The 13,434-nt window shown below is 66.3% G+C and carries 10 protein-coding genes; all 10 read left to right on the top strand.

The features are described 5' to 3' along the window. Positions 1 to 359 precede the first annotated feature (359 nt). The 10 genes from rsmH to murC all read left to right on the top strand — a co-directional run bounded on the left by rsmH (position 360) and on the right by murC (position 13,310). Positions 360 to 1,349 carry a 16S rRNA (cytosine(1402)-N(4))-methyltransferase RsmH gene (rsmH, locus tag QJT78_RS17980; protein ID WP_028152584.1) on the top strand — a complete coding sequence of 330 codons (990 nt, stop codon included), beginning with the start codon at positions 360 to 362 and terminating at the stop codon, positions 1,347 to 1,349. A gap of 3 nt (positions 1,350 to 1,352) precedes the next feature. After that, entirely contained in the window at positions 1,353 to 1,745 is a 393-nt protein-coding gene (locus QJT78_RS17975; protein ID WP_014492951.1) for a hypothetical protein, read from the top strand. Next, positions 1,742 to 3,496 (top strand): penicillin-binding protein 2, encoded by a 1,755-nt coding sequence (locus tag QJT78_RS17970; protein ID WP_028152585.1) that lies wholly within the window; start codon positions 1,742 to 1,744, stop codon positions 3,494 to 3,496. The genes QJT78_RS17975 and QJT78_RS17970 overlap by 4 nt, the downstream gene beginning before the upstream one ends. An 84-nt stretch (positions 3,497 to 3,580) precedes the next feature. Further along, positions 3,581 to 5,053, top strand: coding sequence for a UDP-N-acetylmuramoyl-L-alanyl-D-glutamate--2,6-diaminopimelate ligase (locus QJT78_RS17965; protein WP_038942427.1), 1,473 nt, complete (start codon positions 3,581 to 3,583; stop codon positions 5,051 to 5,053). Next, positions 5,050 to 6,429 (top strand): UDP-N-acetylmuramoyl-tripeptide--D-alanyl-D-alanine ligase, encoded by a 1,380-nt coding sequence (gene murF, locus QJT78_RS17960; protein WP_028152587.1) that lies wholly within the window; start codon positions 5,050 to 5,052, stop codon positions 6,427 to 6,429. Before QJT78_RS17965 ends, murF begins: the two co-directional genes overlap by 4 nt. Positions 6,430 to 6,603: 174 nt before the next feature. Next, on the top strand, positions 6,604 to 7,707 hold the full coding sequence (gene mraY, locus QJT78_RS17955; protein WP_014492955.1) for a phospho-N-acetylmuramoyl-pentapeptide-transferase: 1,104 nt from the start codon (positions 6,604 to 6,606) through the stop codon (positions 7,705 to 7,707). Positions 7,708 to 7,717: 10 nt separating this feature from the next. Then, positions 7,718 to 9,118: a UDP-N-acetylmuramoyl-L-alanine--D-glutamate ligase gene (gene murD, locus QJT78_RS17950; protein WP_028152588.1), complete on the top strand. Its 1,401-nt coding sequence runs from the start codon at positions 7,718 to 7,720 to the stop codon at positions 9,116 to 9,118. A 237-nt stretch (positions 9,119 to 9,355) separates the two neighbouring features. Then, entirely contained in the window at positions 9,356 to 10,507 is a 1,152-nt protein-coding gene (gene ftsW, locus QJT78_RS17945; protein WP_028147619.1) for a putative lipid II flippase FtsW, read from the top strand. 186 nt (positions 10,508 to 10,693) lie between these two features. Then, complete coding sequence (gene murG, locus QJT78_RS17940) at positions 10,694 to 11,794, top strand: undecaprenyldiphospho-muramoylpentapeptide beta-N-acetylglucosaminyltransferase (RefSeq protein ID WP_028147620.1); 1,101 nt, start codon at positions 10,694 to 10,696, stop codon at positions 11,792 to 11,794. 112 nt (positions 11,795 to 11,906) lie between these two features. Next, entirely contained in the window at positions 11,907 to 13,310 is a 1,404-nt protein-coding gene (gene murC / locus QJT78_RS17935; RefSeq protein WP_038942421.1) for a UDP-N-acetylmuramate--L-alanine ligase, read from the top strand. Positions 13,311 to 13,434 lie beyond the last annotated feature (124 nt).

Here is a 13,434-nt window from a genome sequence, read left to right as displayed (position 1 = left end):
AATCGCGCGGCGCGGTTAACGGATGCATTTTGGCGCATGTGTGTGGATGGAGCATCACCGACGCGTCACCTTTTCGACTTGTAACAAGCCGATCAACGGTTTCTTAACGCTAAGGGCCGTTACTGAGGATTGAAGAGCCGACCCGCGTCCGGAGGCGGCCAAAGCGTATTTTGGCTCGGAATCCCATGGCTGCCCGACAAATTCCCCTGGGAACACTGGGTTTGCGGCCCGGGATGACCGGGCTCGGTAACCATGCTGGACGAGGGTTGGGTCGTGGAACCGCCGCGACGCGGAATTATTCGAGGCGTTATGGACTCGCTCGTCCCAGATCTCGCATGGACGCTCTGCGGGTGTGGCGCATGAGTTCGGTTCCGCACATCCCCGTTCTTGGCCGTGAGGCGGTCGATCATCTCGCGCCGCGCGCGGGCGGGATCTATGTCGACGCCACCTTCGGCGCCGGCGGCTACAGCCGCGCCATTCTCGACGTGCCGGGAACCCGCCTGATTGCGATTGATCGCGACCGCACGGCGATCGCCGGCGGGGCTGAGCTCGTCGAACGCTCCGCGGGCCGGCTGACACTGGTCGAGGATCGCTTCTCCAATCTCGCCGAGGTCTGCGCGGCGCAAGGCGTCGATGCCGTCGACGGCGTCGTGATGGATGTCGGGGTCTCCTCGATGCAGCTCGACCAGGCCGGCCGCGGCTTCTCCTTCCGTCTCGACGGTCCGCTCGACATGCGGATGGGGCAGGCGGGGCCGACGGCGGCCGACATCGTCGCGCGCGCCTCGGAAAGCGATCTCGCCGACATCATCTATCTCTTTGGTGAGGAGCGGCAGTCGCGCCGCATCGCCCGCGCTATCGTCGCCGACCGGCAGGAGACGCCGTTCACGACAACGCGCGCGCTCGCCGATCTCGTCGGCCGGGTCGTGCGCTCGAAACCCGGCGATATTCATCCGGCGACGCGAACGTTCCAGGCCCTGCGCATCTTCGTCAATGAAGAGCTCGAGGAACTCCAGACCGCGCTCGCTGCGGCCGAGCGCGTGCTCAGGCCGGATGGCCGCCTCGTGGTGGTCTCGTTCCATTCGCTGGAAGACCGCATCGTCAAGAACTTCCTCGCTGAGCGTTCGAAGACCGGCGGCGGCTCGCGGCATCTGCCGGAAGTGGCGCAAGTCTCGCCGAGCTTCCAGCTGCTGACGCGCCGGCCGGTGATCGCTGGCGAAGCGGAAGTCGCCCATAATCCACGCGCGCGTTCCGCAAAACTGCGTGCCGCCGAGCGCACGTCCGCGCCCGCGCACGACGACGGCGAGACCTCGTCCTGGCCAAAGCTCGCCGACGTGATGAGGGGTGGCTAGCGCATGCGCTTCATCCACCTCCTCGTCATCGGCGCGCTGATCTTCGCGGCGGCCTATGTCTACCGGATCAAGATGGACTCCACGGCGCGGACCGAAAAGGTGCTGCGGCTGCATGCGGAGATCCGCGAGCAGCGCGATGCGATCGCGGCGCTGCGCTCCGAATGGGCCAAGCTCGATGCGCCCTTGCGTCTGCAGGGCCTGTCCGACCGGCATCTGCCGCTCAAGCCGGTCAACGGCACGCAATATGACTCGCTGAAGAACCTGCCGGAGCGTCCGCCGCGGATGTTCAGGCCGGGCGAGCCGGATCCGATCGGGGCCATGCTCAACACCATCGAAGCCGCGAGCGATCCGGATACGGTGACGGGCTCCGTGCCTCAGCCCGAGGACAAGCAATGAGCGCTGTGACCCCGGCCAAGCCAACGCAAAAGCCGCCCGAGCCCTGGCGGCAGCGGTTGATCCGCAGCCTCCTCTACGGGCGCAACGTTGACCGCGCCGCGAAGGCGCGCGCGCGCGTTGGCCTCGCGATGCTCGCCTTTACCTCGGTCTACGTCCTGATCGGCGGCCGGCTCGTGATGTTCGCGATCGGCGCCGACGCCCACAGCGCGCGCCGTGCTGCCGCGCAAGAGGTGGTCGCGACTGCACGGCCCGACATCGTCGACCGCAACGGTGCGATCCTCGCAACCGACGTCAAGGCGGCGAGCCTGTTCGGCGAGCCGCGCCGCATCATCGACAAGGACGAGGCGATCGAGTTGCTGACGGCCACGGTGCCCGACCTCGACGAGGCCGAGGTGCGCGAGCGCTTGAAGACGCGCAAGGGCTTCGTCTGGCTGAAGCGCGAGGTCACGGCGAAGCAGCAGCAGGACATCCACAAGCTCGGCATTCCCGGCATCGGCTTCCTGCGCGAGAACAAGCGCGTCTATCCGACCGGCAACGAGGTCGCCCACCTCATCGGTCTGGTCAACATCGACAACCAGGGCATCGCCGGCATGGAGAAGTGGCTCGACAATCAAGGGCTCGCCGATCTCCACCGCGCTGGCTTTGCCACCGACCGGCTGCAAAAGCCGATCGAGCTCTCGATCGACCTGCGCGTCGAGCACGCGCTGCGCGACGAGCTCTTGAAGGCCAAGGAGAAGTACCACACCAAGGCGGCCTCCGGCATCGTCTCCAACGTCAAGACCGGCGAGATCGTGGCGATGGTCTCGCTGCCTGACTTCGATCCCAACATTCCGAAGGAAGCGCACGATCCTGACCGTATCAATCGCCTGACCACCGGCGTCTACGAGATGGGCTCGACCTTCAAGGCGTTCACGCTGGCGATGGCGCTCGACTCCGGAAAGATCAATCTGAACTCGTCGTGGGATGCGCGCGGAAACCTGCACTACGGCAAGTTCACCATCCACGACAGCCATCCGCTCGGACGTTTCATCAACACCAAGGAAGTCTTCACCTTCTCGTCCAACATCGGCGCTGCGCGGATCGCGCTCGGCCAGGGCGTCGAGGCGCACAAGGCGTTCCTCTCCAAGATGGGCCAGTTGACGCGGCTGCGCACCGAGCTGCCGGAGAGCGCGGCGCCGCTGGTGCCGCGGCGCTGGGGCGAGCTGAACACGGTCACCATCGCGTTCGGCCAGGGCCTGTCGGTGGCGCCGCTCCAGGCGGTGATGGGCATCAACGCGCTGGTGAACGGCGGCTATCTGATTCCACCGACCTTCATGAAGCGCAGCCCAGAGGAAGCGGCCGCGATGGCCAAGCGCGTCATCAAGCAGGAGACCAGCGACAAGATGCGGTTCCTGATGCGGCTCAATGCCGAGACCGGCTCGGCGCGACAGGCGGACGTCAAGGGCTACTACGTCGGCGGCAAGACCGGCACGTCCGAGAAGGTCATCAACGGCCGCTATGCCAAGAAACGCGTGCTCAACTCGTTCACGGCGGTCATGCCGTGCGACGATCCGAAATATCAGATCCTGGTGATGCTGGACGAGCCGCAGGCGCTGCCTGAAACGCATGGTTTCATCACCTCGGGCTGGAATGCGGTGCCGACCGGCGGCAAGGTGATCGAGCGGATCGCGCCGCTTCTGGGCGTCGAGCCGCGGTTCGATTTGCCGCCGTCCGAGCGCCTTATTCTTGCAGCATCCAGGACAACCCAGTAATCAACTGGGGTGGCCTTTGCCTTGGCTGAGTCGGGTTTTTTCCGAAGATTCGGCTTTCCGGCACGGCATGTCGACTGGAAGACCATGAAGCTGCGCGACCTCATAGGTCAGGACGTTTTGGGCAATGATGCCGCAATCGAGCCCGCTGTCGCGGCGCTCGATGTGACTGGCGTTGCGCTCGACAGCCGTGTGGTCAAGTCAGGCGATCTCTTCTTCGCGCTCGCGGGCAGCAAGACCGACGGCGCGCGCTTCATCGATGCCGCGATTGCCGCAGGCGCGGTGGCGATCGTCGGCGACCATGCGCCGGCGGCCAGCAAGGTGCCGTTCGTCACGGTGGCCAATCCGCGCCGCGCGCTGGCGCTGGCCGCGGCCAAATTCTTCCCCGCACAGCCCGCGACCATCGCGGCGGTGACCGGCACCAGCGGCAAGACCTCGGTCGCCGCGTTCACGCGCCAGATCTGGGAGCGGCTGGGGCATGCCTCCGCCAGCATCGGCACCATCGGTCTCGTCTCGCCCAAGCGCACCGTCTACGGTTCACTGACGACGCCGGATCCGATCGCGCTGCACCGGCAGCTCGATGAGATCGCGCGCGAGGGCGTCACGCATCTCGCCTTCGAGGCGTCCTCGCACGGGCTCGACCAGTACCGCCTCGACGGCGTCCGTGTCTCCGCCGGCGGCTTCACCAATCTCTCGCGCGACCACATGGATTACCATCCAACCGTCGCGCATTATCTCGCGGCAAAACTCCGCCTGTTCCGCGAGCTGGTCCCGGCGGACGGCGCGGCGGTGATCTCCGCCGACCATGATTGCTCGGCGGAAGCAATCAATGCTGCCAGGTCGCACGGTTTGCGCGTGATGGCGGTCGGCCGCAACGGTGATGGGGCAGGCGAGGGCATTCGTCTCGCCGCGGCCGTGGTCGAAGGTTTTTCGCAAGTCCTTGCCGTCGAACATCGCGGCAAGCGCCATGCGATCCGGTTGCCGCTGGTCGGCGAATTCCAGATCGAGAACGCGCTGGTGTCGGCCGGTCTCGCGATCGGCACCGGCAGTGACGCCGCCAATGTGTTCGCGAGCCTCGAACATCTCGAAGGTGCCAAGGGACGTCTCGAACGCGTTGGCGAGCGCAATGGTGCGCCGATCTTCGTGGACTATGCGCACAAGCCCGATGCGCTGGCGAAGGCGCTGCAGGCGCTGCGTCCTTACGCGAAGCGAAGGCTGGTCGTCGTGTTCGGCGCCGGCGGCGATCGCGATGCCGGCAAGCGGCCGATCATGGGCGAGATCGCGGCCGAGAACGCCGACCGCGTCATCATCACCGACGACAATCCACGCAGCGAGAAGCCGGAAGCCATCCGCGCCGAAATCCTCGCGACGGCAAAAGGTGCCCGCGAAATCGGCGACCGCGCGGCGGCGATCCGCACCGCGATCGAGGAGTTGGAAGACGGCGATGCGCTGCTCGTCGCCGGCAAGGGCCACGAGACCGGGCAGATCGTCGGCGGCGAGGTGCTGCCCTTCAGTGATCACGAGGCGGTCGCCGCCGCATTAGCGTCGAGGGATGCATGAGCGCGCCAATATGGACGGTTGCCGAAGTGGCGCGTGCGCTGGGCGCTGCGGGATCATTTCCGGACACGCCGATCGAGTTCGTCACCCAGGACAGCCGCCTGGTGAAGCCGGGCAGCCTGTTCGTCGCGCTCAGCGGCACGCCGAGCGGCGGCTTCATCTCGGCCTTCGCCAGCGCGCGTGACGGCTGGGAGTTCGCCGACAAGGCCGAAGTATCGGGCGCTGTCGCGATGATCGTGCCGCACGAGATCGCCGGCATCCGCATTCCCCAGATCGTCGTCAAGGACACGCTGATCGACGGTCTCTGGGGCCTCGCACGCGCCGCACGGGCCCGCTTCAACGGACCGGTGATCGGGCTCACCGGCAGCGCGGGCAAGACCAGCACGAAGGAATTCCTTGCGGCCTATCCCGGCGCCTATGCCAGCCCGTCGAGCTTCAACAATTTCTGGGGCGTGCCGCTGACGCTGTGCAATGCGAGGCCTGACGCCAGCCTCTGGGTCGTCGAGATGGGCATGAACCAGACCGGCGAGATCGCGCGGCTCAGCGAGCTCACGCGGCCGACCGTCGCGCTTGTCGTCAACGTTCAGCCGGTGCATCTGGAAAAGCTCGGCTCGCTCGAAGCCATCAGGCGCGAGAAGGTGTCGATCGCGCTCGGCCTGCCCGAAGATGGCGTGCTGGTTCTGCCTGCCGGAATCAAGGCGCCGGACTGGAAGGGCAAGGTCGTACGCTTCGGCGAGAAAGCCGAGGTGCACGAGGTCGCGCACGCGCCGCATGGCGAGAGCTGGCAGGTCGTGGCCGCGCTCGGCAAGAAGGAGATCGCCTTCAGCCTGACGCCGGGCGCACCGCACCGCGTGCAGAACGCGCTCGCGGCGCTCGCCTCGATCCGCGCCGCGAACCTCGATGCGGCGACGCTCGCAATCAAGCTCGACCGGGTCGGCATCATGACCGGCCGCGGCGTCGAGCAGGCGATCGGCGGCGTCACCGTGATCGACGACAGTTTCAACGGCAATCCGGCCAGCGTGGCTGCTGCACTGCAAAGCCTCCAGGCGCGCAACGTGACCGGCGGCCGCCGCGTTGCGGTGCTCGGCGACATGCTGGAACTGGGCGATGACGCACCAAGCTACCACACGGCCCTCGCCAAGCATCTCGACGGCATCGACGGTGTCTACTGCGTCGGTCCTTTGATGCGCCATCTCTACGACGTGTTGCCGGCGGGCAAGGGCCTGGGCTGGCACGACGACCCCGCCACGCTGAAGCCGGGCGAGGTCGCAAATCTGCTGAGGGCAGGCGATGTCGTGGTTGTCAAGGGCAGCAAGAAGATGTTCTGGGTCAACAAGTTTGTGCCGGGCCTAGTGGCCGCCTTGCAGGCAAAGGCGTAAACTGCTTGGAAGGCGCAGTTCCCGAATCCCACCCTTTGCGGCGCGAAGCCGTCCGTTTTCCCAGAGGTCGCCCGACCCATGAAGAAGACCCGCGAATGCGCGTGAGGCAAGTCAAGGCCGGCAAGTCAAGGCCAACACCAGGGCCGCGTGCAAAGGCGCCATAGGACCGTCTGAATGTTTTACTGGCTGATCGAGCTCTCCAACACATTTCCCGGCTTCGGTGCCGTTCGCACCTTCCTGAACGTCTTCCGCTACATCACCTTCCGCACCGGCGGCGCCGTCGTCACCGGCGCGCTGTTCGTGTTCCTGTTCGGGCCCTGGATCATCGACCATCTGCGCATCCGTCAGGGCAAGGGCCAGCCGATCCGGACCGACGGCCCGCAATCGCATCTCGCCAAGAAAGGCACGCCCACCATGGGCGGGCTGATGATCCTGTCCGGCCTCACGGTCGGCACGGTGCTGTGGGCCAATCCGCTCAACCCCTATGTCTGGATCGTGCTGGCGGTGACGCTCGGCTTCGGCTTCGTCGGCTTCTATGACGATTACCTCAAGGTGACCAAGCAGACCACGACGGGCTTCGGCAGCAAGCTGCGCCTGCTGATCGAGGCCGCCATTGCGCTGGTCGCCTGCTATGCGCTGGTGCGGTTGAACCGCGATCCCGCGTCGACCGCGCTGACGATTCCCTTCCTCAAGGACACGGTGCTGCATTTCGGCTGGTTCTTCGTCGTGTTCGGCGCTTTCGTCATCGTCGGCGCCGGTAATGCGGTGAACCTCACCGACGGCCTCGACGGCCTCGCCATCGTTCCCGTGATGATTGCGACCGCGAGCTTTGCGATGATCGCCTATCTCGCCGGCAACGCGGTGTTCGCCGACTATCTCCAGATCAAATATGTCGCCGGCACCGGCGAGCTCGCGGTGCTCTGCGGCGCACTGCTGGGCGCCGGTCTCGGGTTCCTCTGGTTCAACGCGCCGCCGGCCTCGATCTTCATGGGCGACACCGGCTCGCTCGCGCTCGGCGGCATGCTCGGCGCCATCGCGGTCGCGGTGAAGCACGAGATCGTGCTCGCGGTGATCGGCGGCCTGTTCGTGCTGGAGGCGGTTTCCGTCATCGTGCAGGTGGTGTCCTTCAAGCTCACGGGAAAACGCATCTTCCGGATGGCGCCGATCCATCACCATTTCGAGCAGCTCGGCTGGACCGAGCCGCAGATCGTGATCCGGTTCTGGATCATCTCGGTGATGCTGGCGCTCGCCGGCCTCTCCACCCTGAAGCTGCGTTGACGGTTTTGCGATGATCCCGGTCACATCCTTCGCCGGCAAGACGGTCGCGGTGTTCGGCCTCGGCGGTTCGGGGCTTGCGTCCTGTCACGCGTTGAAAGCGGGCGGCGCCGATGTGATTGCCGCCGACGACAATGCCGAGAACGTCGCCAAGGCTGCGCAAGCGGGTTTCATTACCGCCGATTTGCGCAATGTCTCCTGGGCGAATTTCGCGGCGCTGGTGCTCGCGCCCGGCGTGCCGCTGACGCATCCGGTGCCGCACTGGAGCGTGCTGAAGGCGCGCGAGGCCGGCTGCGAGGTGATCGGCGATATCGAGCTGTTCTGCCGCGAGCGGCGGCGGCACGCGCCCAATGCGCCGTTCGTCGCGATCACCGGCACCAACGGCAAATCGACCACGACGGCGCTGATTGCGCATCTCACAAAGGTCGCCGGCTACGACACCCAGATGGGCGGCAATATCGGCACCGCGATCCTGTCGCTGGAGCCGCCGCGTACGGGCCGCGTCCACGTCATCGAGATGTCGTCCTACCAGATCGACCTCACGCCCTCGCTTGATCCTTCCGTCGGCATCCTGCTCAATGTCAGCGAGGACCACATCGACCGTCACGGCACGCTCGCGCATTACGCTGCGGTGAAGGAACGCCTTGTCGCCGGCGTGCAGGCGGGCGGCACCGCGATCGTCGGCGTCGACGATGGCTTCTGCCGCGACATCGCCGACCGGCTCGACCGCGCCGGCAAGAACGTGGTGCGGATCTCCGTCAAGAACCCGCTGGCCTCCGGTATCCATGTCGAGCACGGCACCATCGTGCGCACCGCGGGCGGTGCCAGGAGCGAGGTCGCAAAGCTCGGCGGCATCGGCTCGCTCCGCGGCCAGCACAACGCGCAGAACGCGGCCTGCGCCGCCGCCGCCGCGCTCGCGATGGGCATCAGCCTCGATGTGCTGCAGAACGGCCTGCGCAGCTTTCCGGGCCTCGCGCATCGCATGGAGCAGGTCGGCCGCCGCGGTAACGTGCTGTTCGTCAACGACTCCAAGGGCACCAACGCGGACGCGACTGCGCATGCGCTGTCGTCCTTTTCGGACATCTTCTGGATCGCCGGCGGCAAGCCGAAGGCGGGCGGCATCACCAGCTTGACCGGCTTCTTCCCGCGTATCCGCAGGGCCTATCTGATCGGCGAGGCCGCGCAGGAGTTTTCGGGAACGCTGGGCACGCAGGTGGCGCACGAGATCAGCCAGACGCTGGACGTCGCCGTCGAGCACGCCGCGCGCGATGCCGAAGCCTCGGGCCTCGCGGATGCGGTGGTGCTGCTGTCACCGGCCTGCGCGTCCTTCGACCAGTACCGCAACTTCGAGATCCGCGGCACCAGGTTCCGCGAGCTGGTGCAGGCACTGCCGGGCGTGAAACCGGTGGTGTGAGGGGCGCTGTTTCTCCTATCTCCGCTGTCGTCGCCCGGCTTGACCGGGCGACCCAGTATCCCAGAGGCCGTGCTTGAGCCGAGGGGCTGCGGCGTACTGGATGCCCCGGTCAAGCCGGGGCATGACCACCATTTGTGGTCGCGTTGTGCGCTCTCTCCAAAGTTATCGATCTCCTTAACCCCCCGGTAACCAACCTCGGCGACCAATGGACCGACCTCTGTCCGAAAGCGGCCGCCCATGCTCTCCCGTGAAGAACGCACCCCCTTTTCCGAGTGGTGGTGGACCGTCGACAAGCCGCTGATGGGTGCCATTCTGGCGCTGATGCTCACCGGGGTGATCCTGTCGCTGGCGGCGAGCCCGCCGGTTGCGACCCGAATCGGGCTCGATCCCTTCCACTTCTTCAGCCGGCACGTGATGTTCCTGGCGCCGTCCTGCCTGGTGCTGCTCGGGGTGTCCTTCCTGTCGCCGCGCGCGATCCGCCGCTCGGCCCTGATCATCTTCGCGGCCAGCATCATCCTGATCGTGCTGACGCTCGCGATCGGCCCCGAAGTGAAGGGATCGCGGCGCTGGATCACGCTGCTCGGCGTCAATATCCAAGCCTCCGAAATCGCAAAGCCGTCGTTCGTGGTCATCGCCGCCTGGCTGTTCGCGGAATCGACCAGGCGACCCGAGATGCCGGCGACCTCGATGGCGCTGGTGCTGCTCTTGATGCTGGTCTCGCTGCTGGTGATGGAGCCCGATTTCGGCCAGACCATGCTGGTCCTGATGGTGTGGGGCTCGCTGTTCTTCATCGCGGGCATGCGCATGATCTGGGTGTTCGGCCTGGCGGGCGCCGCCGCGGCCGGTCTGTTCAGCGCTTATCTGTTCGTTCCGCACGTCGCCGGCCGCATCAAGCGCTTCATGAACCCGGCTTCCGGCGACACCTTCCAGGTCGATACCGCCATGGAAGCCTTCTACAACGGCGGATGGTTCGGGCTCGGGCCGGGCGAGGGCATCGCCAAGCGCAGCCTGCCGGACAGTCACACCGACTTCGTGTTTGCGGTTGCCGCCGAGGAGTTCGGCATCATCCTGTGCCTTGCGATGCTGGCGCTGTTCGCTTTCGTCGTGATCCGCACGCTGTCGCGCGCCTACGCCAATGAGGACATGTTCTCGCGCTTTGCGGCGTCCGGCCTTGCGATCCTGTTCGGCGTGCAGGCCGCGATCAACATGTCGGTCAACCTCCAGCTCATCCCCGCCAAGGGCATGACGCTGCCCTTCATCTCCTATGGTGGCTCCTCGATCGTGTCGCTGGCCTATGGCGTCGGCATGATGCTGGCGCTGACGCGGCTGCGCCCGCGCACCGAAGTCGAGGCAAGCGGTCACGCTGAGGCGATGCGCAGTTACGCGTGACCCTCTCGTGCCCCGGACAAGCGTAGCGGAGCGGAGCGCAGAGCCGGGACCCAGAATGCCGCACCAATGGGCCCCGGTTCAGCAGCGCACCACGCCGCGAAGTGCGGCGTACTGCGCTGCGCCCGGGGCACGAGCGCGGTGTAGCCGGCTCGCAATGACGGCGGAGGGCCTGTAAAAGGGGCACCCATGGACAACTCCCCCCTGATTCTTCTCGCCGCGGGCGGCACTGGCGGCCATCTGTTTCCGGCCGAAGCGCTCGGTGTCGAGCTGATCCGGCGCGGCTTTCGCGTCCGCCTCGTCACGGACGAGCGGGCGCTGCGCTATAGCGGGCTGTTCAGCAAGGACATGATCGACGTCGTCTCGAGCGAGACCGCGCGTGGCCGCAATCCATTGCAGCTCGCCTATGCCGGCCTGACGCTCGCCGCCGGCACGCTGTCCGCCTACGGCCTGATCAGGCGATTGAAGCCCGTTGCCGTCGTCGGCTTCGGCGGCTACCCGACGCTGCCGCCGCTGGTCGCTGCAAAGTTTGCGGGCGTGCCCAGCATCATCCACGACGCCAATGCGGTGCTCGGCCGCGCCAACCGGTTCCTGTCGAGCCGTGTCCGCGCCATCGCGACGTCGCTGCCCGGCGTGCTCGACCGCGATCCGGCGCTGGCTGGCAAGACCACGACCGTGGGCACGCCGATGCGTCCGGCGATCCTCGCCGCAGCTGCCGTGCCCTATGTCGCGCCCGAAGCGAACGGACCGCTGCGCCTGCTCGTCGTCGGCGGCAGCCAGGGCGCGCGCATCATGGCCGACATCGTCCCGGGTGCGATCGAGCGGCTCGAGCCCGCACTGTGGAGCCGGCTCGTCCTCACCCAGCAGGTCCGCGACGAGGACATGGCGCGCGTGCGCGCGGTCTACGACAAGCTCAAGATCAATGCCGAGCTCGCGCCGTTCTTCACCGATCTGCCGGCGCGGCTCGCCTCCAACCATCTGGTGGTGTCGCGCTCAGGCGCCGGCACGGTCGCCGAGCTCGCCGCGATCGGACGGCCCTCGATCCTGGTGCCACTGCCCGGCTCGATCGACCAGGACCAGTTCGCCAATGCCGGCGTGCTGGCCGAGGTCGACGGCGCGATCCGTATCCCGCAGACCGAGTTCACCTCCGACCGGCTCGCCGCCGAGATCTCCGCCTTCGCCGCCGAGCCCACGCGTCTTGCCTCCATGGCCGCAGCCGCGAAGGGGGCAGGGCGGCTCGATGCGGCCGAACGGTTGGCCGATCTGGTGGTCAAAGTCGCGGGAATCTGACGCGAAAAAGCCCTTGTCTTGGCCTTCCAAAGCGGGGCATCCAGTAACAACGGCGCGGCTGATTTGGCCGTTCAGATGCCGCCTTTCCGGCGGCAAGGTCAGGGAACAGAGCATGAGACTGCCGCGCGAGATCGGACCCATCCACTTCGTCGGGATCGGCGGGATTGGCATGAGCGGGATCGCCGAGGTGCTGGTCAATCTCGGCTATGTCGTGCAGGGCTCGGACGCCTCCGACAATTACAATCTCGACCGTCTGCGCAAGGCGGGTGCAAAGGTCTCGGTCGGCCACAAGGCCGAGAATGTCGACGGCGCTGCGGTCGTCGTCGTGTCCACCGCGATCAAGCGCGACAATCCGGAATTGATGGCGGCGCGCGAACGGCGCATTCCCGTGGTGCGCCGCGCCGAGATGCTGGCGGAGTTGATGCGGCTGAAGAGCTGCGTCGCCATCGCCGGGACCCACGGCAAGACCACCACGACCACGATGGTCGCAACGCTGCTCGATACCGGCGGCCTCGATCCCACCGTGATCAACGGCGGCATCATCAATGCCTATGGCTCCAATGCGCGCCTCGGCGCCGGCGACTGGATGGTGGTCGAGGCGGACGAGAGCGACGGCACGTTCCTGAAGTTGCCGACCGATGTCGCGATCGTCACCAATGTCGACCCCGAGCATCTCGATCACTTCAAGACCTTCGAGGCGGTGCAGAACGCGTTCCGGCATTTCGTCGAGAACCTGCCGTTCTACGGTTTTGCCGTGATGTGCATCGACCATCCCGTCGTGCAGAGCCTCGTCGGCAAGATCGAGGATCGCCGAATCATCACCTATGGCGAGAATCCGCAGGCCGATGTGCGGTTGCTTGACCTCACCCCGATGGGCGGTGGCTCCAAGTTCAAGGTCGCGTTCCGCGATCGCAAGACCGGCGCCGTGCACGAGATCGCCGATCTCATGCTGCCGATGCCGGGCCGCCACAACGCTTCCAACGCGACGGCCGCGATCGCGGTCGCGCGCGAGCTCGGCGTGTCGGACGAGGCGATCCGCAAGGCGATCGCAGGTTTCGGCGGCGTCAAGCGCCGCTTCACCAAGACCGGCGAGTGGAACGGCGTCACGGTGATAGACGATTACGGTCATCACCCCGTCGAGATTGCGGCAGTGCTGAAGGCGGCGCGGGAATCCACCAACGGCAAGATCGTCGCCGTGGTGCAGCCGCATCGCTACACCCGCCTGCAATCGCTGTTCGAGGAATTCTGCACCTGCTTCAACGATGCGGATGCGGTTGTTGTCGCCGATGTCTATGCTGCCGGCGAGGCACCGATCGACGGCATCGACCGCGATCACTTCGTCGCTGGCCTGCGCGCCCATGGCCATCGCGAGGTGGTGCCGCTGCCGGGTGCGCCGGAGCTCGCGGGGATCGTCAAGGGACTCGCGAAGTCGGGCGATCTCGTCGTGTGCCTTGGCGCCGGCAACATCACGCAATGGGCGTATGCGCTGCCGGACCAGTTGAAGGCGCTCGGATGAGAGTACTCTGGCTGCAGCTAAGAGATGTTCCCGGTGGCTTCGGTATCACCGCTCGGGATTGGCAAGATGCGATGTGTCTTCTAGCCGAAGCAAGGCAGGTTCTGAAGGGACGACCGATAGAAGA

This window comes from Bradyrhizobium sp. Mp27 (genome assembly GCF_029953005.1).
Classification (GTDB): domain Bacteria; phylum Pseudomonadota; class Alphaproteobacteria; order Rhizobiales; family Xanthobacteraceae; genus Bradyrhizobium; species Bradyrhizobium barranii.
This window is presented reverse-complemented; position numbering and strand designations above follow the sequence as displayed.